A 22,979-nucleotide genomic window follows, 5' to 3' on the forward strand; every position below is an offset into this window, starting at 1 on the left:
ATTGTTTCAAATTGTGTTATTTAGTGATTGGTTTTTTCCGAAATTTTAAAATTTAAGATAGGCTTATCTTCTAAAAACACAGTTAACAAATCATGTTTTTTATGTAACTTTTTATTGAGTCGGATTTTAGATATATAGGATTTATCCTTTCCTTTTTTAAATCCCATTCTCCTGAATTCACCTTCGCCATGTACCAAATAATACATTCCATGTTCTCTGGGTAATTGATCAAAATATATATAATTGGCGTCTTTAGATGAAATACTTAAAATTCCCTTTGTTTTAGGGGATAACTCTATTCCCTTACCAAAAAATTCGGTTAGATAGATAGGGGCACTAAAAAATTGTTCTATATCCACCGGATCATCCAATAGCTGCCATTCCGGGTTTGTGGGATAATGATGTTTGATGAATTCCTCAGGTTTTGTGAAATAATAATGGTCTATTTGTTTCCTTATAAATCTTTTGCTGGCCAAATCTAAATGACCGGATGCCCATGTGGGATCCATAAGTTTCCAAATACCGTCTAATTGTACTGCATTCCATGTATGATTTTTAAACGATTGTTCCCCTTTAATAAATCGTATATCCGTTTTGGCAACACCCACAATTACTTTGGATGGCAAACCAAACTGGAGGCAGAGCTCGTTGAGGATCAGAGAGTATTCTAAACAGACTCCTTTGCGCATAAGAAAGGCCTTTTCTGCCCATTCCAGTGCCACTCTTCTAATCTGACTTTTCCTTCCGCTTTCGGAACGGTAAGTGATTCTTTGACCGGTTCTGAAAATATCATCATAGGTTTTTTCATATATCATATTTTGGGTAAGCCAGACAAAAGCCGCACGGACTCGTTCTTGATCCGAACTAAAATCATTTTGAATTCGGTATCCCAGGTCGTGAATTTTTTTAAAAGCCGGGTATTCCCTCACTTTCTGATCAACCCTGGCATATTCATTACAAAAAGCAGCGCAGCTAGCAAGGAATAAAAGAGAAAATAATAACTTAGGCATATCAACTTTTTCCTTAAAGATATGAATCCTGCAGAAAATTACATACTGAGTCAGGAAGAACCCTTCAGAAGTATTCTCTTGCACTTGCAATCTGTTATTGAACAAACAGTGCCTGAAGTGGATTTGAAGTATAAATATAAAATTCCATTTTACTACTTGCAGGGGAAACCTTTTTGCTATCTGAACAAGAGCAAAAACTTTGTGGACCTGGGATTTTGGAAAGCCGCTCATCTCTCAGTTCATTCAGAACACATGACCGCAGCCGGCCGAAAAATAATGCGTTCCCTAAGGTACACCTCACTCGAAGATGTTGATCATACCATTCTGCAGGAAGTATTAAAGGATGCCTGCAGGATAAAGGATAAAAAGTTTTGGAAGAAATAACTTACTCAGTCTATCCAGCCTTTCTCTTTATATAACTTAATGTATTGATTACTTAGCGAATCGTTGTCTTTGTATTTTAACCTAAGCTCTTCTAGTTTCTGTTTCATTTCATTGACAACATCGGCGTATTTTGGATCCTCATATACATTGTTCATCTCCTGTTTATCTTTTTTTCGGTCGTACAATTCCCATTCATCCACATCATAATAGAAATGCATGAGTTTATGGTCTTTAGTGGCTATACCGTAATGCCTTTTTACAGCATGTTCTGCAGGGTATTCGTAGTAATGATAGTATACCGCATCCCGATCCCATTTTTCTTTTTGTCCTTTGAGTAAAGGGACTAAACTTTCACCCTGCATATCGGAAGGCGTTAAAGCGCCTGCCACCTCCAAAAATGTCTGGGCAAAATCCAGATTCTGAACCATTTCATCTTCAGTGATTCCAGCTTTTATTACATTGGGCCATTTAATTAATAATGGGGTTTTAAATGATTCATCGTACATAAATCGCTTATCGAACCAACCGTGTTCACCCAGATAAAAGCCCTGATCTGAGGTATAGACAACCATAGTATTTTTACTCAGGCCTTCCCGATCCAGATAATTTAAGAGTCTCCCAACATTCTCATCAACTGCTGCTATAGTTCCCAGATAATCCTGCATGTATCGCTGGAATTTCCATACCATGAGTGTGGAATCATTCATACCCGGGTATCGTTTTCTGAAATCTTCATTTATAGGTGCATAGACCGAATTCCATGCAGTTTTTTGGTCGGGGGTCATTTTTTCGAGTGGATCAAAAAGTTTTCTGTCCTTAATCTGCAATTCTTCGATGACCTCCGGGAATACTTTATTATCATAATTGAGTATCATATGTTCAAGGATATTCATCTCTGCCGTCCTCGCCGCTTCACCTCTTGTGGCATAGGTGTCAAAAAGGGTTTCTGGCAACGGAAAGGTTTTTTTAGTAAATTCCCTGTAATGTCTTTCGGCAGGAAGCCATGATCTATGCGGAGCTTTGTGAAGGTACATTAGCAGAAATGGACGTTTTGAATCCCTGCGTTTCTCCAGCCAGTCCAGGGTGAGGTCCGTAATTATGTCGGTAACATAACCCACAATCGTAGTGTCTCCTTTCTCCGTATTGAAAGTAGGGTTGTAATAATCTCCCTGTCCCGGAAGAATTTTGAATTCATCAAATCCTTTGGGATTGTTTCCAAAATGGAGTTTACCAAACATGGCGGTTTGGTAACCCGCGTTTTGCAAAAGCTGAGGAAAAGTAATATTTGTAGTGTCAAAAGGGGAGAGGTTATCAATCTTCCCGTTAATATGACTGTGCTTTCCAGTAAGAATTACTGCTCTTGAGGGTGCGCAAATAGAATTAGTGACGCTGGCGTTCGTAAAAAGTATCCCCTCATTGGCGATCCGGTCAATATTGGGAGTTTTAATTAATTTATCGTTGTAAGCGCTGATAGCCTGATAGGCATGATCATCAGACATAATGAAAACAATATTGGGTCTTATTGTTGCAATATCTTCTTTGGTCTCAGATCTGCATGAAAAAAAGAATAAAAATATAGCGCCTGAAATTGGCAATAAACACCGGCTTGCTCTCATAGGTACCTAATGGAATTAATTAATTCCAATGTACTGATTTTTAAGAAACTTAAGTAAATTACTGAAGACTATTCACCGTTTTACGAAGAGTCGTTAAATTAGTCAGAAGCTTTTCCAGCTGATCCAGATGCAGCATGTTGGCTCCATCGCTTTTGGCATTGGAAGGATCAAAATGGGTTTCGATAAATATTCCATCAACCCCAGTGGCTATGCCTGCCCGGGCTATAGTGCTGATTAATTCGGGTCTCCCCCCGGTCACTCCTGAAGACTGATTGGGTTGCTGCAGGGAATGGGTAACATCTAATACCACAGGCGCATATTGCTTCATGACAGGTATCCCCCTAAAATCCACGATCATATCCTGGTAGCCAAACATTGTACCTCTATCGGTAATCATCACCTGGTCATTATTAGAGTCAATTACTTTATTTACAGCATGCTTCATGCTTTCCGGACTCATGAATTGTCCTTTTTTAAGGTTAACTGTCTTCCCCGTCTTTGCGGCCGCAACCAACAAATCGGTTTGACGCACCAGAAAAGCGGGTATTTGAAGGACATCCACGTATTCAGATGCAAGTTGTGCATCTGATATTTCATGGATATCCGTAACTGTTGGAACCTGAAATGATTCGGAGACTTTTTTCAATATTTTCAGAGCTTTTTCATCCCCAATGCCTGTAAAAGAGTCTACCCGGCTTCGATTTGCTTTCTTAAAACTCCCTTTAAAAATGAGGGGAATTTCCAATCTATCAGTGATCTGAACAATTCTTTCAGCAATCCTTAAAGCCATATCCTCACCTTCAATGGCACATGGTCCGGCGAGCAGAAAAAAATTGTTGCCATTGGCGTATTTTAGTTGTGGTATTGTGGCGAGTTTCATATTTAAAAGTTAGGTTACAAAGATAATTGTTTTTTAAAGCTATTATCCATATTGTTAATCCCTCAAAATCAATACAATAAAAATAACAGAACTTTATAACAGTAAGCAAAAATTAGGAGTATCTTTGCGGCCTTAAAACAAGAAGATGTCAAGTACTAAAAATATAGCGATAATTGCTCACGTTGACCACGGAAAAACTACACTGGTAGATAAGATTTTACATTTTTGTCAGTTATTCCGGGAAAATGAGAAAACTGGAGAACTTATTTTGGATAATAATGACCTTGAGCGTGAAAGGGGAATTACTATTACTTCAAAGAATGTATCTGTACTTTATAAAGATACCAAGATCAATATTATTGATACTCCCGGTCACGCCGATTTTGGAGGTGAGGTTGAACGTGTTTTGAATATGGCTGATGGGGTTTTGCTGCTGGTTGATGCCTTTGAAGGACCTATGCCACAAACGCGTTTTGTTTTACAAAAAGCAATTGACATGGGTTTAAAGCCATGTGTTGTGATCAACAAGGTAGACAAAGAAAATTGTACCCCTGAAGAAGTACATGAAAAGGTATTTGACCTTATGTATGAGCTAGGTGCCGAAGAATGGCAATTAGACTTTCCTACAGTCTATGGTTCTGCCAAAAATAACTGGATGAGTGATGACTGGCAAAATGAAACAACAACTATAGAGCCTCTTTTGGAAATGGTTGTTGAGCATATCCCAAGTTTTGAATCCCAGGAAGGAACTACACAAATGTTGATCACTTCTTTAGACTACTCTTCATTTACGGGCAGAATTGCGATCGGGCGTCTGCAGCGCGGTTCTTTAAAAGAGGGACAGCAAATCTCACTGGTAAAGCGTGATAGCAGTATAGTTAAATCCAGGGTAAAAGAATTATTTACTTTTGAGGGTTTGGGCCGAATAAAAGTTAGCGAAGTGGCTACAGGTGATATTTGTGCAATTGTTGGGCTGGAAGGATTTGAAATTGGCGATACTATTGCAGACCTTGAAAATCCCGAAGGTCTTAAGACCATTGCTATCGATGAACCTACAATGAGTATGCTTTTCACAATTAACGATAGTCCATTTTTTGGTAAAGATGGAAAATTCGTTACTTCAAGGCATATCAAAGAAAGACTGGAAAAAGAACTTGAAAAGAATCTGGCTCTGCGTGTTGAAGAGACAGATAGTGCTGAAAAATTTATGGTTTTTGGAAGAGGTGTTTTGCACTTATCAGTTCTTATAGAGACTATGCGAAGGGAAGGTTATGAACTTCAAATAGGCCAGCCTCAGGTCATTATTCGCACTATTGATGGAGTAAGATGCGAACCTATAGAGCAGTTGACCATAGATTTGCCGGAAGAAGTATCCGGGAAAGCTGTAGAGATGGTTTCAATCCGTAAGGGCGAAATGACGAGTATGGAGGCAAAGGGAGACAGAATGGTATGTGAATTCCTTATTCCTTCCCGTGGTATTATTGGACTTCGGAATCAGCTTTTAACGGCTACAGCCGGGGAGGCCATAATGGCGCATCGCTTTTTGGAATACCAACCTATGAAAGGAGAAGTTCCTCAAAGGCAAAACGGTTCCCTGGTCTCCATGGAAAACGGGAAGGCAATTCCTTATTCTATAGATAAGTTACAGGAGAGAGGCAGGTTTTTTGTGGATCCGGGTGAGGATATCTATGAAGGTCAGGTTATTGGTGAAAATACAAGGGGAGATGATATGGTAATCAATATTACCAAAACCAAGAAGCTTTCAAATGTGCGTTCTTCAGGTGCAGATGATAAGGCAAAAATAGTGCCTGCCATCAAATTTTCTCTGGAGGAAGCCCTGGAGTATATTCAAAAAGATGAATATGTTGAGGTTACACCTAAACACTTACGTCTTCGCAAAATATTTCTAAAGGAAGTTGACCGAAAAAGGAATAAGATTTCTTAAAAGTTTGAATCTATTTCCGGCTTAATCTCTTGGTGCCTCATGCAATGATGCGGCGGCAGCGCCAACTATTCCCGCTTGGTTTCTTAATTCTGCAGGGGCTACAGGTGTTTCAATAGTTATATATTCTTTGTATTCATCGAACTGCTTAGAGGTTCCACCTCCTAAGATGATATAATCCGGTGATATTATAAGGTCTACATATTTTAGGAATACATTAAAACGTTTGCCCCATTGTTTATAACTTAGGCCTTCCTTTTCCTTCGCTGATGCTGCTGCCCAATTTTCAATTTTATCATATTTTTTATAAGGTATCTGACCTAATTCAAAATTTGGGATTAGTTCTCCATTAAAAAATGCACCGCTACCTAAACCAGTACCTATCGTAATCATTACTACCAGACCTTCTTTCCCTTTCCCAATACCGTAATTCATGGTTGCATACCCTGCAGCATCCGCATCATTAATAACTGTTACCGGAAGTCCGGTTGCATCGGAAAATAGTTCACGGACATTAACATTTACCCATTTTTTATGAAGATTCCCTTTGGATTTACATACACCGTGTCTAATAATTGTCGGGAATCCAACTCCTACAGGGCCTTTGTGATTAAAGTGCTCAACGATCTTTTTGACCACTTCTGCCATTTCTTTAGGTTTTCTGGACTTCGGCGTAGGTATGCGGTAACGTTCTGTCAGCATTTCACCAGTTTCAGAATTCACTAAGGCACCTTTCATTCCGGAGCCACCAATATCAATGCCCAATACTACCATTTGTAGTTTTTAAATTAGTTTACAGATTTTTCAATTTGGCACTAAATGTAGCAAAAAAGTTGATGGGCTTCCACTGTTATTTATTTTAGATATCCTTTCTTATTAAGAAAATCAAAAATAAGCTTGTCTACTTCAGAGACCATACTCCTATCTGAATAACTGAGCCATACCATTTCGGAAATTTCGGAATCAGGGCACAATTCTCCATCATAGTCTCCTGTATAACATCTCATCCTAACCATCATGCCAGGCTGAAAACCATGAGCCGGGGCCTCAAAAATGCCTATAAATTTTAATGAAGAAGTATCTAAGAGCACCTGTAGTTCTTCTTTTATTTCTCTATATAGTGCTTGTACATCAGATTCCCCGGGTTCCCTTTTTCCTCCCGGGATGTAATAGACATCTTTGTCAGCGCTCTTTGTGCATAAGATCCTATTGTCTGCGATATGAATCCATGCCAGCACATCCAGAAACCCCCCGGATGGCTCAATATAATAGTCGATAGAGTTGAGCGAGTGGTTGGGGTCTAATTTATCCAGTATTTTGTCAATTAATTTACCGAAGCGGGTTAGTGTACCCTGTTTTTTGTTTCTTCCCAAAGCACTGGAAATAGTCTCATCCCTGTTCCCAAACCTGTAGCCTCCTTTTTTGATCCATAATGCATTGAGTAAATGTTGCATTAAAACATTGCCGAGCTGGTCTATGGAGACTGCAATTTTTAATAAATATTCCCCTATACCCCTGAAACCTTTCGTAAACAGTGAATATAAAAGACCGTATAAAAAACCAAAAGGCCCGGTCAGGATTAGTAAAATCAGCGATACCAGGAAGAGCAGCGCCCCTAAAAATGGGTTGGATTTGCTATTTGGCTGATTGTCCTGCTTTTTAAAAATCACATCGGAATTAGTTGCTTAACTAAAAAGTTGACGGCTATTTATAATGCTTTTGTAAGATCCCTTGTTCCATTCACCTATTTAATATCCTTATTTTTCAGGATTTCAGTTTTGATTTTTTATTTAGAATTCCAAATACGAAAAACCCTAAACTCAAAGCTATTATAATAAAGGTTAATATTGAAAATAGCTGGGAATGTGTCATTAGATTAAGAAAAGGGAGTAAAATTATTGGAGACAAAAACTGACCCATAAACCAGAAAGTTGTTAACCTTCCAATTTCCTGCCCCCTTATTTTTTCAGGCGCTAATTGCATTACCCAAACGTTTGCATTTGGGATCATAAGGCCCATACCTAATCCGGCTAGTAACATTCCTATCATAACCATGCCATATGAACCCCCATAGGAAATGCTGGCAAATGCCAAAGCCATCAGAAAATAACCAATACCAAAAATCTGCTGGAAGGTAAATCTATCCTTTATCCTGGAAAAAGAAAGAGAAGAAAATACTGAGAATAGCGTGCTGGAAGCTATAGCTATGCCAATCAACGAATTCTTTTCAATACCAATTGATTTTAAATAGAAGGGAATTTGGACAGGGATTATAAAAAACAGAATCCACATAATCATAACGTTTATAAAAACAAGCCAGATTATTTTGGGTGATTTTATGGCTGTATCTATGCTTTTTGCTACATGCAATGCTTTTGGTTCTTTTAGGAACATGCTCGCCATGGGTAAAATTATCACTGGAAACAAATAAAGAAGAAAAGGAATCCGCCATGAAATATCTGCCAATACCCCACCCAAACTAACAAACAGGATACCTCCAAATGACATAACAGCTATTTGAATACCAGCAAATTTTTGCCTGGATTTACCCTGATAATAATCCGCAATAAGTGTTGTAGCCACTGTCATTGTAATTCCAACGCAGATACCCAGTAAAGCCCTTCCGGCGAGGATAAGGTAAATATTATCCAGCCAATAACCAGAACTGCCACCCAGGGCGTAGAGTATAAGTGCGGTATTTAAAAGTCTTAATCTTCCAAATTTATCAATGAACTTTCCTGCGATTATGGCCGTTAGAGCAATAAAAAGACCGGGAAATGATAAGGTTAATTTGACTAGATTTTCCGCATTTGATAGACTTGAAAATGCCTTCGTCATATCAGGCAAAGATGCCGATATTGTAATCATAGACATTATGGTAAGGCTACTTACCAGTAAAAGGGTGACTTTTACCTGCCAGCTTTCAGTATTCATGGTCGTTGTTATTTATAATTAACCCCCGATGGTAGAAGCCACCGGGGGCATATAAGATATTTGATTTCTATGGATAGCCGTTTTTAGACCATTTCCCCTTTCATAAGCTTGGGAAGCATTGCCTTAAAGTTCTCCTTTTTGTTTAAATGTGGAAGCGGTTCAGCAGGTTCTTCAACGCCTAAAAATTTGCAAAGTGGTCCCCAACCTTCGCGTACATCATAAACCAGCAATTTGTCTTTAGGGACACTTGCCTTAACATCGGCCAGATGCTCTTCCCAGAATTTTTTGGCAAATTCCTTATCCCCGAAATTTCCCTGCAGTCTTTCGGCAAAAAAGACTTTTTTGAACCATTTAATAACCTTAACAACCTTTCGGGCTCTGGCATTGAATAATAACTTACTTAACATTTTTATCTTTTCACCAGGCGTTTGTGGTCCTGCCCTGAATACGGTGCTGTCGACACTCTTATACCATGCATCAAAATCTCGCACTGTGAGGATAACCTTTGCATCGGGGTATTGTTTCATATGTTCTTTATACCATGGGTAACCGGGAAAATCTACTGTGCCATCATATCCTTCGTAAAGGGCATCCCAGTCAGTATCTCCTGTTTCATCCAGTGTTTTCCATAAATGGAGTTTATCAGGGTTTACCAGCAATTCCTTCATATGATAAACATGTTTATGACCTAATTGTTCCAAGCTTTGTTTTAAAGTATTTGTGCCGGTCCTTGGCAATCCTGCACCTATAATTTTAATAGACATTTGTTTATAGTTTTATGTTAGTTATTTACAATTTAATGCACGCTATCCTGCTCAGCAGGGGGCGGGGGCATTTTAAAGATAAAAGGTTCTGGTTGTGGAACAATTGGTTTCAATTCTTTCCCCTTAAATGCTTCATAATCAGCATCGTAGTGCAAGCTTCTATTTAATCCATATTGTGTTATTGATCCACCCGGTTGAGGAACGCTTCCATCGGGAAGCTTATAGTCATATTTATATTGATTGCGATATTCCCAGACAGTTTTTCCTACTGGAGTTACTTCAAGAATACGACCATCTATGCCTGATGTAATCAAGGTATTACCATTTTTTAATCGTTGTGCACTGGACATTATTGGAGAAAAAAGTGAATATTTATCAGGCGCTGTATACTGCCATGATGGAGCATTTGGCCCAATTTTATCAGATTCAGGAATCATATATACACCTTCTTTACTAGTTGGCATAGTTATCTCATAAACGGCACTATAATTGCCTATATCTGCTATGCTGATTTCCGGATCGGCTGAACCTGATTCCATCATAGCACCTAAAACAGAAGGCATTTTATTATTGGGATTTATGATGTCATTATTAAACATTGTTAAATTGCCGGCACCTTCATAGCCTTGTGGTACCCATCTAACCTCATGTTGATTAAATAATGTTCGATCCGCTTTTGTTCCCCTTCCATAATTTTCAGGATTGCCCCAACGGTACAAGAGATCCCCTCCATGACCCCATTTGCCACCGGTACTTCCTTTGGCTTCTTCTGTGGTTGTACTATGATCTATGATGAAAAGTTCACCAAAATGCTTTATGCTAATCGCTATCTGATCAAGTTCCGGATTGTAAGAAACTGCATTACTATGACTTATATCTGAAGTTATATTATCTTCTGTGAAATTTGAAGTTAATATCTCATGCTTTTTCATCATATCAATTTGCTCTTGCGAAAAAGGGGGAAAATCAAAATCATTATTCAGATTAACGTCTATTCTTCGCGGATTTTCAGCTATGACTCCATAATTTGGCTTATTTGGATCTAAATCTTGAATGAGGTGATCCCACATATGCCATTCCCATACTATCTCACCTCCAACCGGTTTTATAGGTTTTATTTCTATAATTTTATCGGGCCAAATACCCGCTTTTGCAATTTTACCAGGGTCTTTCCCTGCTGATATAGCTTGCTCCGGGGTTATTAGTTCATAAGAAATAGCAAGAATATTTCCATTGGGTAAAACTTCTATATCATGATGTATTAATTCTTTCTCATTAGCATATTCAAAGTCCCAGACAAGATTTCCTTCCCAGTCATATTCCCTTATGCGGCCAGCAGCACCGCCGGCAGCAAAGGTTGGAAAATCAACATCACGTTCTACCCTAATTAGGTGTCCGTTTTCTAGAAGATAACCATTTAAAGCCGCACTCAATTCACCTTTCCAGGAATGTACAATGTTACCGTCTTTATCAATTAAATAACTTACTGTACCTGTATAAGGAGAAAATAATGTATATCCGGGGGTGGCCTGATCGGTTTTTTTAATCAAACCTCTTTCTAAACGGTTCCCCGCTATGGCTCTTAAGTCTTCAGGGTTCCATTGGCGGATTTCTATTTCTTCTGCTACTTGCTGTTTTGGTTTTTCCTGCTTACACGAAAACGTTAGGAGCAATGCACAGGCAAATAATAGATTGGTTAGCTTCATTATTAATTTGTTTTGGTTGATAGAATTGTAATAAAAACGATAAATATTCTCGATCAAAAACTGCTAATCAGGCCATTATAGGTCAGGAATATTATCCTCTTATAATAGTCCTAAAGAGTATTTTGATAAATATAGCATATTTATTTTGTAAAATCACAATTAATTAATGACCTGGAAATGGCTTTGCTACGGTTTTGCGGGGTTTATTTTTAAACGGCTTTCTGAACTACTTCGAATACTTTGGCTCCATCGCATTTCAGAGTTTTGGAGGGATATTTTAGCAGCAAGGCATAATCATGGGTAGCCATAAGTATAGTCCTCCCCGCTTTATTTATTTCCTGCAGTACTTTCATCACTTCTACACTTGTTTGGGGATCCAGGTTCCCGGTAGGTTCATCTGCCAGAATAATTTCCGGATCATTTAGTAAGGCCCTTGCAATTGCAATCCGCTGCTGTTCCCCGCCCGATAATTCATGTGGAAATTTAAAGCCTTTGGTCTTCATTCCCACTTTATCCAATACTTCCTCAATTTTAGCATCCATTTTATCCGGATCTTTCCAACCGGTAGCTTTTAGAACAAACAACAGATTTTTATTGATATTCCTGTCCGGCAGCAATTTAAAGTCCTGGAAAACTATTCCAAGTTTACGCCTTAAATAAGGGATATCTTTTTCTTCAAGTGTCTTTAAGTTGAATCCTACTATGCGGCCGTGTCCTTCCAATAGCGGGATATCTGCATAAAGGGTTTTCATAAGACTGCTTTTACCACTACCGGTTTTACCGATCAGATATACAAATTCACCTTTCTTTACCTCAAGGGAAATATCATTGAGTACCATATTATCCTTTTGGTAAACGGCTACATCTTTAAGATTCAGAATGCTCTCACCCATAATTTAAATGTTGATATAAAAGTAATAAGTTCCTGCTTAATTAAGGCTTACAAGAAGTAAAATTCTATTATTTAGTTGTCTGATATACTTCAATACAATATTTGACGTTATTATGGAAAATTCCGGTACTTCTTAACAGCTAGAGAACATTATGCGAAAGAAAAAAACCGCTGTACTGCTATATTTAATTGTTTTTGTAATTTCTGGATATACCCAGGAATCAAAAATTTATACCCATCATCAAAAGCAATATCAGGATGCCCTTGCTTTGTATAATAATAAGCAATATCAGGCTGCACAGACCATTTTTGAAAAAGTACAAACGAGTACCAAGGATTATGAAACAGAAGCCAATAGTGCCTATTATGTCGCCAACGCGGCTGTAAGATTGAACCAGCTTGGTGCAGACAGACTAATGGAAAACTTTGTAGCCAACTACCCGACTTCCACGAAAAGAAATTCTGCTTTTATGGATGTGGCTGACTACTATTTTGAAAATGGAAAATATCCTTATGCCCTGAAGTGGTATAAAAAGGTAGACCAAACTTCTATGTCCTCTCAGGAAAAAGAGCGCTTCAATTTTAATATGGGGTATTCCCTTTTCAGTTCCAATGAGTCAAAAGAAGCAGAAAGATATTTAAGCAAGGTATCCACATCACCCACCTATGGTTCTCAGGCCAAATATTATCTGGGGTATATCGCATATCAGCAAGATGATTATGAAGGGGCTAGCGAACGTTTCGATCAGATAGCTGATCAGGAATTGTTAAGCGATAAGCTCTCTTATTACCAGGCCGATATGAATTTCAAGCTCGGTAATTTTGAAGAAGCTATTGCACTGGCCAAGTCGCAGTTGACAAAATCTGACAGACAGGAAATTTCTGAGCTAAACAAAATTATTGGTGAGAGTTATTTCAATTTAGGGCAGTATGCAAATGCAATCCCTTATTTGGAAGCTTATAAGGGGAAACGCGGTAAATGGAGTAATACAGATCACTATTTATTAGGCTATTGTTACTATAAACAGGAAGACTACGCAAACGCCATTAACCAATTCAATAAAATTATTGATGGAGACAATGGAGTAGCCCAAAATGCCTATTACCATTTAGCTGAGTGCTATTTAAACCTGGATAAAAAGCAGGAAGCCCTGAATGCCTTCAGGAATGCTTCCCAAATGGAATTTAATGAGGAGATACAAAAGGATGCTTATCTTAATTATGCCCGCCTGAGTTATGAAATAGGGAATCCATATGAAGCAGTTCCAAAGGTGCTGTCTGACTATCTGGAGACTTATCCTAATGACTCCCATTCCAAGGAAATCCAGGAATTATTGGTTGACTCTTATATTACCTCTAAAAATTTTGAAGGGGCATTAGTTCTCCTGGAGGAAAACAGCAGTTTTGCCAGCAAAGCAACCTATCAGAAAGTAGCCTTCTACAGGGGAGTTGAATTGTTTATTGAGACAGATTACGCATCTGCCCATGCCTTGTTCGCTAAATCTTTGAATAATGCACCTGACGAACAGTTTAAAGCGCGCGCCCGATACTGGAAAGCGGAATCTCAATATATGCTAAATGCCTTTGAGGAGGCACTTGCGGACTATCTTCAATTTAAAACTTATCCCGCGGCATCGCGCACAGAGGAAGCTAATGCCCTGGATTATAGCCTGGGGTATACCTATTTTAAGCTAAAAGATTACAACAATGCAATTTCTTATTTCCAGGCTTATGCCAATGGGGGAACGGATCTTGATAAAAAAAATGATGCCAATGTACGCCTTGGCGATTGTTATTTTGTTACCAGCAAATACTGGCCTGCGATTGAATCCTACAATAAAGTCTTACAATCGGCCAGTCCTGAGAAAGACTACGCAGCATTCCAAAAAGCTTTGAGTTATGGTTTTATTGATAGGAGCGCCACAAAAATTGAGGAACTCAATGGTTTTATTTCAAGGTATTCCAAATCAAGTTTAAAGGATGATGCCTTATTTGAACTGGGCAACTCTTATATTAAAGAAAACCAGGAGGCTATTGGATTGGAAACATATGACCGGCTAATTAATGATTATCCGGGAAGTACATTAGTGCCCGGGGCATTGCTAAGACAAGGACTTGTTTTTTATAATTCCAACAAAAATGAACTGGCTTTAAGCAAGTTTAAAACAGTAGTGCGCGACTACCCGAACTCACAGGAGGCAATTCAGGCGGTAGCTACTGCCAAACTAATTTATGTAGATACTGGTCAGGTTAGTGAGTTTGCCAGATGGGTTGAGGGCTTAGATTTTGTTGAGGTAACCGATTCCGAATTGGACAATGCCAGTTTTGAATCCGCAGAGAAGCAGAACCTGCAGGGCAGGAATGAGGCTGCAATAAAAGGATATGAAAACTATATCCGGGATTTCCCAAACGGATTACATGCTATAAATGCCAATTTTAGGCTTGCACAATTATATTTTCAACAAGGAGAGAAGGATAAAGCCCTTCCGGGGTACAAGTATGTTGCAGACAGTGGTGCGAGTGAATATTCAGAACAGGCCCTTGCCAGGGTATGCGAGATATATATCGGAAATAAAAACTATACCGCTGCACTTCCATTCCTTCAGCGTTTGGAATCAATTGCAGATATTCCCCAGAACAGAACATTTGCGCAATCCAACCTGATGAAGGGGTATTACGAGCAAAAGAATTATGACCAGACCATAGCTTACGCCGAAAAAGTGCTGGAAACAGATAATATTGATGATAGAATTAAAAGTGATGCACAAATCATGATCGCAAGATCTGCAATAGCAACTGCCGATGAAGAAAGAGCAGAGAGGGCTTATGCAGAAGTTTTGAAAATTGCAAGTGGAGCATTAGCGGCAGAAGCTTTATTCTATGACGCATATTTTAAGCAAAAGTCCGGTTCTTTTGAGGCATCCAATAATTCCGTACAAAAGTTGGCAAGAGATTATGCCGCTTATAAAGAATGGGGGGGGAAAGGCTTGATTATTATGGCGAAGAATTATTATGCACTGGATGACGCTTATCAGGCTACCTACATACTGGAAAGTGTAATTGCAAATTTTGGTGACTATACCCAAATTGTTGCAGATGCAGAAGGAGAATTGGCTATTATAAAATCGAAAGAAGCCGAACGAAATTCAGATATCATTCCGGAAGGAAATTAATAAGATAAGAACACATTATGCATAAGGAATTAAAAGTTACAATAATTGCTTTAATAGGTTTAGTGCAATTCTTATCGGCCCAGGAAGAAAAGGACCTTGGGACGGAGACGGTTACAGTGGTGAAGCCATATTCCCCGACAGTATCGGATGCCTTCAAGGTTAAATCAATTCCAAACCTCAATGATTCCATAGTTCTTCAAAAAAAGAAGATAGAATACGCTATTTTCTCTGTACCTGTAGCATCAACTTTTACTCCTTCAAAGGGCAAGGCATCCGCTGTACAAAAAGCAAAACCCGAAAAACTATATAATTCCTATGCTTCTGTGAGCCTGGGAAATTTTAGCAATGCCCTGGCAGACTTTTATACAAGCAGAGATATAGACAGAGGCAATAAAAGGGTGGATTTTGGACTTAATCATCGCTCCTCGAGGGCAGATCTGGAAGATGTTCTGCTCGATACTGATTTTTACAATACAGAATTGAATGCCTCTTATAATGAAAAAGGGAGGGATTTGAATTGGCGAGCCGATATTGGATTTCAACATCAGAAATATAATTGGTATGGGCTTCCTGAAGGGATATTTGATGCTCCAACAATCAGTACAATTGATGAAGGGCAAAACTATTTTGGCCTTGAAGCTGGTGCTCAGCTCCAGATGGAAGAATCTTTTTTTTCAGGTGGGGAAATATTATACCGAAGGTTTTGGGACGCTGTTGATTCAGGCGAGAACAGATTCCTGATCCAGCCCAAATTTTTGTTTCCTGTCTCCACGGAAACCGTTACTTTAAAAGTTTTTTTTGACTATGTAGGGGGAAGTTTTAAGAACGCAAGTATCAATAGCCCGACAAACACATTGGGCATTGATTACGGACAGATGCAATTTGGTGCAAATCCGAATTTGGTCTTATCCGGGGAGAAATATACCCTGAATTTTGGGGTGTCACTGATCTATGGTTTGGATACAGAGCTAAGCGACAGCAATTTTTATATATATCCCCAAATCACGGCCTCCTACAAATTGTTAGATGATACGGTAATTGCCTATGGAGGTGTGGAAGGAGGCTTAGATCAGAATTCTTATTATAGCTTTGTGGACGAAAATCCTTATGTGTCACCAACCCTGACAATACTTCCTACAGACAGGCAGTATGATGGATTTCTGGGAATAAAAGGGCAATTACTGCCCAGCCTGAGTTACAATCTAAAAGGATTCTATAGAGCCGAAAACAGAAAACCCCTTTATAAACTAAATCCCCAAAATGATTTCAGGGATGATGAAAAAGGCTATTATTATGGAAATTCATTTGAAGTCTTTTATGATGATATTAAAACCCTTGGATTATTTGCTGAGTTAAATTTGGATATAAACCGTGATTTCACGCTCGGATTAAACCTGGAACTTTTTGATTATAATACGGAGACAAATAATCCTGCCTGGAATCTTCCGGATGTTAAAGGGTCCTTACTATTGGATTACCAGATTAATGATAAATGGTTTCTGGGTGCAAATTTATTTTATGTGGGGGAGCGTCAGGATTTAAGTGCCCAGGTGGTAGAGAATGTTTTACCTGTAGATTTTCCTTCTGCTGTGATAACGTTAGATAGTTTTTTTGATGTAAATGCCCATATAGGATATCATTTCAACGAGCATCTTTCCATTTTTGCGAAAGCAAATAATATTGCAAACAATGCATACCAACGCTGGGCTAACTATAGGGTACAGAGTTTGCAGATATTGGCCGGGGTGTCTTACAAGTTTGATTTTTAAACGACTTTGAAAAGAATTAAGTTAAATTCAGATCAGTCATCTTCTAAAAACACTGTTAAACGTAATAAACGCTATAGTTGAGGATTATTTCTTACTTTAGGATAAAGTAATAGCCCCATACTATTTTGGTTGTAAAGAATACATACTTCGTGTTACTCGCCTTCTTTTGGTGTAATATGACTCTGCTCTCTCAAAACCTTATACAGAATCCCAGTTTTGAGCAATATGAAGCATGCCCGGCACGTCTGGGTACTTTTGAATCCGATGTTGCCCATTGGAGTACACCAACAAAAGGTTCTACAGACTATTTTAACAGTTGCAGCACAGTAATGGGGACGCCGGAAAATTTCAATGGCACACAACCTTCAGATTTTGGCAATGGATACGCCGGTCTATATCTATATGCCCCGGATGATTACAGGGAATATGTACAGGTGCCTCTAACGCATACACTGGAGAAAGGCAAAACCTATCAGGTTTCTTTTTATGTCAGTCTTGCAGAACGTTCGGATTTTGCCGTAAAGGATTTTGGGGTACTTTTTTCAAAGGATAGCCTGTCCCTTGATATTAAAAAAGAAATCTCCAAAATGCATAGGTATAAAATTGTGGGTAACGCCTATAATTATATGGAAATTGGATATACTAATTTTTATAAAGACACCAGAGACTGGGTATTGGTTAGCACCAGATTTGAAGCTAAAGGATGGGAAAATTATATGACAATCGGCAATTTTAAAAATAATGCAGGTACCAGGAAGTTTAAGACAAAGAAAGGCGCTAAACAGGGCGCCTATTATTACCTGGATATGGTATCCTTAAATCAGCTGCATTTATCGGAGGCTAATGCGCTTTCAGTGACCGATATAGATCTTGAAACGGAAAATTATGAACTCGATAAAATCCATATTTTTGAAAGCGTATTATTCAATTTTGATGAATTTAAACTATTAGAAGCCGCCAAAAAGGATATTCAAAAAATCTATAGCTATCTGTACGCAAATGAATCGCTTCATATTAATATTGACGGGCATACAGATAATATAGGTACAAGTGCTTACAATCAGTATTTGTCGGATAAACGTTGTTCTGCTGTTGCTCAGTATTTTATAGAACTCGGACTTTCAGAAGACAGGATTAGCTGGAAAGGTCATGGTGGAACGGTCCCTATAGCCGATAATGACACAGAAGAGGGCAGGCAGAAGAATAGGCGTGTAGCATTTGTTATTTCCGGAAAGGACTAATTATTACTTCAAAAAATTACAGTACATTTAGGCATAAACTTAATAACTTTTAAAATGAAATCAATCTTTAAGAATTTCGGTATTGTACTAATATTCTTTATGTTTTCTAATGGATACGGAATGGAAATGACTGACGCTTCTAAGGTTGAAGTGGTTTCTACTTTTCTTATTAAAAAAAAGAGATGGACCGGGAGTTGGGACTATTTAGTTCAGGATGTGCCACTGGAATATAGTTCCGGCATATTACATGTATCTAAAAAAAAGAAAGTATATACCGTGGAACTGGAGATGCCGGGAGGTAAACTGCCTGCGGACAATGTTAAAGTGTCGAAAAACAAACTTACTTTTTCTGTGGATATAGAAGGCAGTATGGTAGAGGTGGCTCTAATCATGGACGGAGATTCATTTGAGGGAGAAAGCTATACCCCGGACGGTACTTTCATTCTTGTAGGAAATCGGCGAATTTAAAGTGCTACGGAATAAATCCTCTCATATTTTAAACAAAAAAAGCCGAAGTTAAATACTTCGGCTTCTCTTTATACTATAATTCTATTACATACTTAAACTAAAAGGAACAGCAGCTCTTGTAGTACCCCATCCCATAACCATATGAACTCCTCCATCAACTTCTTTAAAAGCAATTGAAAATGCTTCAAGTGAATCTTCTCCCATACTTACAGAAGCTTTTGCACGTGCAACATCTGCAGACTCATCATAGGAATAAGCACCCCACTGATTTAATTTGCTATTTAAAATAACAGTCCATTCAGATCCTCCCGGTATAGTAAAAAGCGAGTAAGTACCGGCTTTCACGGCAGTATCACCAAACGTCATGTCTTTGTAGAGCGTAATTTCAGCTGCTTCGTTAGCACCTGTTCTCCAGACTTTATTTTCTGGAGCGAGTTGGGAAAGTGCCCTCCCTTTTAACTGAGGCCTGCTGTATACCACCTTTATCAACTTATCGGCAACTTTGTAACTTGAAGGATATGAAGCAATATCTGCCGGGCTCTTATCCATCCCGCTAAAATCCTGTGCGTTAATTTCACTTGTAAAAATTATGGCCAAGGCCATGATAGTTAATGTCAATACTTTTTTCATAATTGTGTTTGTTTTTATATTCTCCAAATCTAATTAGTAATCCTTTTAAGGTCTTATAAAGAGTCGTTAAAATTTGTACTGCTTACAAACTGTTTGTTTAAACCTATTATAATTAATGTTTTGATTAATAATTATATCAATTATGATTATAATAATTACAATATGAAATAAATATACTTGTTTGTGTTTCAATTTAACTATTTAATAGACATCTTTGCCTAATAATTAATATAAAATTAAAGATAATGTGTGGAATTGTATGTGCATTTGATGTAAAGGAAAGTACAGAAAACCTGAGACCCCAATTATTGGAAATGTCCAGGAAAGTACGGCATCGGGGTCCGGATTGGAGTGGGATTTATGCAAATGAGAAGGCTATATTGGCTCATGAGCGTCTCGCAATTGTGGATCCTGCATCAGGGAAACAACCCTTATTTAGTGAAGACAAGAAGCTGATTTTAGCCGCAAATGGCGAAATTTATAACCACAAAGAGTTAAGAAAACAATTTGAGGGGTCCTATAATTTCAGTACACAATCTGACTGTGAGGTGATTCTTGCTTTATACCAGAAAAAAGGTGCGGACTTTCTGGATGATATGAATGGAATATTTGGATTTGCCATTTATGATTCAGAGAAAGATGAATATTTTATTGCCAGAGATCATATGGGTATAATTCCATTATATATGGGCTGGGATAAAAATGGCACCTTTTACGTTGCATCAGAGCTAAAGGCATTGGAAGGCACATGTACTAAAATAGAGCTTTTTCCGCCCGGACATTATTTGCACAGCAGTGATGGAGAACCAAAAAGATGGTATAGCAGGGATTGGATGGATTATGAAGCAGTAAAGGAAAACCAAACAAGTATTGATGAAATACGGGTTGCTCTGGAAGCGGCTGTACACAGGCAGCTTATGTCTGATGTGCCTTATGGGGTTTTACTTTCAGGTGGTCTTGACTCTTCGGTTACTTCTGCTATAGCCAAAAAGTATTCTCAAAAACGAATAGAATCTGATGACACCAAGGATGCCTGGTGGCCGCAATTGCATTCATTTTCTGTAGGATTAGAAGGATCCCCGGATCTCGCAGCCGCGCAAATAGTTGCAGATCATATCGGTACTATCCACCACGAAATTAAGTTTACCATACAGGAAGGCCTTGATGCTATTAAGGATGTAATTTACAACCTGGAAACCTACGATATTACTACTATCAGGGCATCAACACCTATGTATCTTATGGCGCGTGTAATAAAATCTATGGGTATTAAAATGGTGCTCTCAGGTGAAGGTGCAGATGAATTGTTTGGGGGGTACTTATATTTTCACAAAGCACCGAGTTCCAAGGACTTCCATGAAGAGACTGTCAGGAAACTAACCAAGTTACATATGTATGATTGCTTAAGGGCCAATAAATCTCTGGCTGCCTGGGGAATTGAAGGCAGAGTGCCGTTTCTGGACAAAGAATTTATGGATGTAGCCATGCGAATTAATCCAAAAGACAAGATGATAAATGGAGAACGTATGGAAAAATGGGTAGTGCGTAAGGCATTTGAATCATTATTACCCGAAAGTGTGGCCTGGAGGCAAAAAGAACAATTTTCTGATGGTGTAGGATATAGTTGGATAGATACTTTGAAGGAAGTTGTGGATAAGGAAGTATCTGATGAGCAATTGGCAAATGCCAAATTCAGATACCCCATTCAAACCCCTACTACAAAGGAAGAATTTTATTACAGGTCTATATTTGAGGGTCACTTTCCCAGCGATGCAGCTGCATGGTCTGTCCCGCAGGAGCCATCTGTGGCTTGCAGCACTAAAATTGCACTGGAATGGGATGAGGCCTTTAAAAATATGAATGACCCGTCAGGACGCGCCGTGGCGCATGTTCATGATGATGCTTATGAAAAGTAAACGTTTTATTGCTGTGAAATAAGGAAATTCTGTTTGCAAAATCTTCTTCTATAAGAAGTAGCTATTGAATTTTTAATTAGTCAAAAGGAGGCACCAATTAATTGGTGCTTTTTTGATGAATTAATCCTGTGCAGATTTGGGCAGTGCAAACCGATGGTAGTTATTCGAAGATTAGTACACCTTATAAAGAATCATAAATATTAGCATCACAATTGCGGTTATGATTAATGGTCCAATCATACCTATAAATATTCCACCGAATCTAAAGTCTTTTTGTTCCAATTTGTCCGTGCTGTAAGCAATGGCATTTGGAGGAGTAGATATTGGGAGAAACAACGCGGTGGATGCACTTAAACCGATTACCAGAGGCAATACTACCGGATCATTGAATGTCAGGATAATACTTATTGGGATCAATATTGTTGCCGTTGCCGTATTACTCATAATATTGGACATTACAACCGTTAAAAACCCAAAGGCTATTACAAGGGCAAAGAAATTAAGATCGTATTGCTGTATTTTTTCTACGTAAAAGCTTGCAAGGCCGGTCTCTTTTATGGCGAGACCAAGTGCCAGCCCGCCGGCTACCAACATCAGCGTATCCCAGGGGAGTTTGCGAACATCATCTCCGTTGATGATACCGGTCATGGTGAGCAATATAATAGGAAGCAAAGAGACCACAGAAGCAGGTATCCCATGAACTTTTTCAGTGAGCCATAGGAGCAGTGTAATGGAAAGAACTGCAAGAACTATTCGCTTTTTAATTCTGTTAAACTTGTAATTGGTATCATTTTTATCATCAGGTACTTCTTCAAGCTCAATAACGATTCTTTTTTTTCCGGGGATGTATTTTTTGGTCAGGATCAGCCAAAATAACAAAGTAAGGATTATGGCAATAGGAAAGCCCACAATCATCCATTCTAAAAACCCGATGTCAATTCCGTTGTTATTTAAAGCTTCAACGGCAATAGCATTAGGAGGGGAGCCAATTAGGGTACCCATACCCCCAAGAGAAGCTGAACCCGCAATACCGATTAAAATAGCTTTGGAAAAAGGGGCATCCTTGTCCAGAGTGTTGATAAATGGTAATACAGAAGCGATCATCATGGCAGTAGTAGCGGTATTGGACATGATCATTGAGAAAAGTGCAGTTGTAAGCATTAAGCCAAGCAATACAAATTTTGGCAATGTTCCGAATCTTGAAATAGAAATTCTGAAAACCTCCCTGTCCAATTTTGTTTTACTCATCGCTTCTGCCATAAAAAATCCACCAAGCATAAGCCAGATAACGCTACTGGACCAGGAATTTATATAACCTATATAATGAGATTGAACATTTGAAGGATCTATTTGGGAATAGTAGCTATTCATGGCAAAAATCAGGAATCCAAATACCAGTAAACCAACTGCAAAGGGAGGGATAGCCTCTGTTACCCAAAGGCCAATCGACAGGAATAAAAGAAAAAGCACATAGATCTGTGCCTGATCCATGGCCGGTTCATAAAGAGTGTAAGTAATAGCGAAAGATAAAATAACACTCAATAGAAAGTAGATAACCCTGCTTTGCACATCTACTACTTTCTGTATATGAGACATTAGTTTTAACGAAGCCGTTCTGGAATCTGCCATGCTTTTTCATTTTAGTAAAGATGGC

The 22,979-nt window shown here is 38.6% G+C and carries 18 protein-coding genes; 7 read left to right on the plus strand and 11 right to left on the minus strand.

Features of this window, described 5'->3' with window-relative positions; all coding sequences use genetic code 11:
* Positions 1–20: 20 nt before the first annotated feature.
* On the minus strand, positions 21–1,010 hold the full coding sequence (locus G504_RS0101415; RefSeq protein ID WP_019668342.1) for a transglutaminase domain-containing protein: 990 nt from the start codon (positions 1,008–1,010) through the stop codon (positions 21–23).
* A gap of 21 nt (positions 1,011–1,031) precedes the next feature.
* On the opposite strand from G504_RS0101415, the gene G504_RS0101420 reads away from it, so the two are divergent.
* On the plus strand, positions 1,032–1,394 hold the full coding sequence (locus G504_RS0101420) for a DUF1801 domain-containing protein (RefSeq protein WP_019668343.1): 363 nt from the start codon (positions 1,032–1,034) through the stop codon (positions 1,392–1,394).
* Between the two features lie 5 nt (positions 1,395–1,399).
* On the opposite strand, the gene G504_RS0101425 is transcribed toward G504_RS0101420, so the two are convergent.
* Positions 1,400–3,010 (minus strand): sulfatase family protein, encoded by a 1,611-nt coding sequence (locus tag G504_RS0101425; RefSeq protein WP_019668344.1) that lies wholly within the window; start codon positions 3,008–3,010, stop codon positions 1,400–1,402.
* A gap of 58 nt (positions 3,011–3,068) precedes the next feature.
* Complete coding sequence (gene kdsA / locus G504_RS0101430; protein ID WP_019668345.1) at positions 3,069–3,890, minus strand: 3-deoxy-8-phosphooctulonate synthase; 822 nt, start codon at positions 3,888–3,890, stop codon at positions 3,069–3,071.
* A 145-nt stretch (positions 3,891–4,035) separates the two neighbouring features.
* Between kdsA and typA the strand changes: the two genes are divergently transcribed.
* Positions 4,036–5,835, plus strand: coding sequence for a translational GTPase TypA (gene typA, locus G504_RS0101435; RefSeq protein ID WP_019668346.1), 1,800 nt, complete (start codon positions 4,036–4,038; stop codon positions 5,833–5,835).
* Between the two features lie 21 nt (positions 5,836–5,856).
* On the opposite strand, the gene ppgK is transcribed toward typA, so the two are convergent.
* The 6 genes from ppgK to G504_RS0101465 all read right to left on the minus strand — a co-directional run bounded on the left by ppgK (position 5,857) and on the right by G504_RS0101465 (position 12,129).
* Complete coding sequence (gene ppgK / locus G504_RS0101440) at positions 5,857–6,606, minus strand: polyphosphate--glucose phosphotransferase (RefSeq protein WP_019668347.1); 750 nt, start codon at positions 6,604–6,606, stop codon at positions 5,857–5,859.
* 80 nt (positions 6,607–6,686) lie between these two features.
* Entirely contained in the window at positions 6,687–7,502 is an 816-nt protein-coding gene (locus G504_RS0101445; protein ID WP_019668348.1) for an NUDIX hydrolase, read from the minus strand.
* Positions 7,503–7,596: 94 nt separating this feature from the next.
* Positions 7,597–8,766 (minus strand): MFS transporter, encoded by a 1,170-nt coding sequence (locus tag G504_RS0101450; protein ID WP_019668349.1) that lies wholly within the window; start codon positions 8,764–8,766, stop codon positions 7,597–7,599.
* Between the two features lie 83 nt (positions 8,767–8,849).
* Complete coding sequence (locus G504_RS0101455) at positions 8,850–9,530, minus strand: sulfotransferase family protein (RefSeq protein ID WP_019668350.1); 681 nt, start codon at positions 9,528–9,530, stop codon at positions 8,850–8,852.
* 32 nt (positions 9,531–9,562) lie between these two features.
* Complete coding sequence (locus G504_RS0101460) at positions 9,563–11,236, minus strand: aryl-sulfate sulfotransferase (protein ID WP_019668351.1); 1,674 nt, start codon at positions 11,234–11,236, stop codon at positions 9,563–9,565.
* A 209-nt stretch (positions 11,237–11,445) separates the two neighbouring features.
* On the minus strand, positions 11,446–12,129 hold the full coding sequence (locus tag G504_RS0101465; RefSeq protein WP_019668352.1) for a cell division ATP-binding protein FtsE: 684 nt from the start codon (positions 12,127–12,129) through the stop codon (positions 11,446–11,448).
* 151 nt (positions 12,130–12,280) lie between these two features.
* Here G504_RS0101465 and G504_RS0101470 point away from each other — a divergent pair, with 151 nt between their 5' ends.
* The 4 genes from G504_RS0101470 (at position 12,281) to G504_RS0101485 (ending at position 18,779) form a co-directional block, all read left to right on the plus strand.
* On the plus strand, positions 12,281–15,301 hold the full coding sequence (locus tag G504_RS0101470; protein ID WP_019668353.1) for a tetratricopeptide repeat protein: 3,021 nt from the start codon (positions 12,281–12,283) through the stop codon (positions 15,299–15,301).
* 17 nt (positions 15,302–15,318) lie between these two features.
* Entirely contained in the window at positions 15,319–17,070 is a 1,752-nt protein-coding gene (locus G504_RS0101475) for a TonB-dependent receptor (RefSeq protein ID WP_019668354.1), read from the plus strand.
* Between the two features lie 149 nt (positions 17,071–17,219).
* Positions 17,220–18,311 (plus strand): OmpA family protein, encoded by a 1,092-nt coding sequence (locus G504_RS0101480; protein ID WP_157472995.1) that lies wholly within the window; start codon positions 17,220–17,222, stop codon positions 18,309–18,311.
* A 54-nt stretch (positions 18,312–18,365) separates the two neighbouring features.
* Positions 18,366–18,779: a hypothetical protein gene (locus G504_RS0101485; RefSeq protein ID WP_157472997.1), complete on the plus strand. Its 414-nt coding sequence runs from the start codon at positions 18,366–18,368 to the stop codon at positions 18,777–18,779.
* Between the two features lie 84 nt (positions 18,780–18,863).
* Here G504_RS0101485 and G504_RS0101490 read toward each other — a convergent pair whose 3' ends face one another.
* Positions 18,864–19,409, minus strand: a complete 546-nt coding sequence (locus tag G504_RS0101490; RefSeq protein ID WP_019668357.1) for a DUF2911 domain-containing protein — start codon at positions 19,407–19,409, stop codon at positions 18,864–18,866.
* Positions 19,410–19,654: 245 nt separating this feature from the next.
* On the opposite strand from G504_RS0101490, the gene asnB reads away from it, so the two are divergent.
* Positions 19,655–21,325, plus strand: coding sequence for an asparagine synthase B (gene asnB / locus G504_RS0101495; RefSeq protein ID WP_019668358.1), 1,671 nt, complete (start codon positions 19,655–19,657; stop codon positions 21,323–21,325).
* A gap of 171 nt (positions 21,326–21,496) precedes the next feature.
* Here asnB and G504_RS0101500 read toward each other — a convergent pair whose 3' ends face one another.
* Positions 21,497–22,954: an SLC13 family permease gene (locus G504_RS0101500; RefSeq protein ID WP_019668359.1), complete on the minus strand. Its 1,458-nt coding sequence runs from the start codon at positions 22,952–22,954 to the stop codon at positions 21,497–21,499.
* Positions 22,955–22,979 lie beyond the last annotated feature (25 nt).

It is taken from the genome of Eudoraea adriatica DSM 19308, assembly GCF_000382125.1.
GTDB classification, from domain to species: Bacteria; Bacteroidota; Bacteroidia; order Flavobacteriales; family Flavobacteriaceae; genus Eudoraea; species Eudoraea adriatica.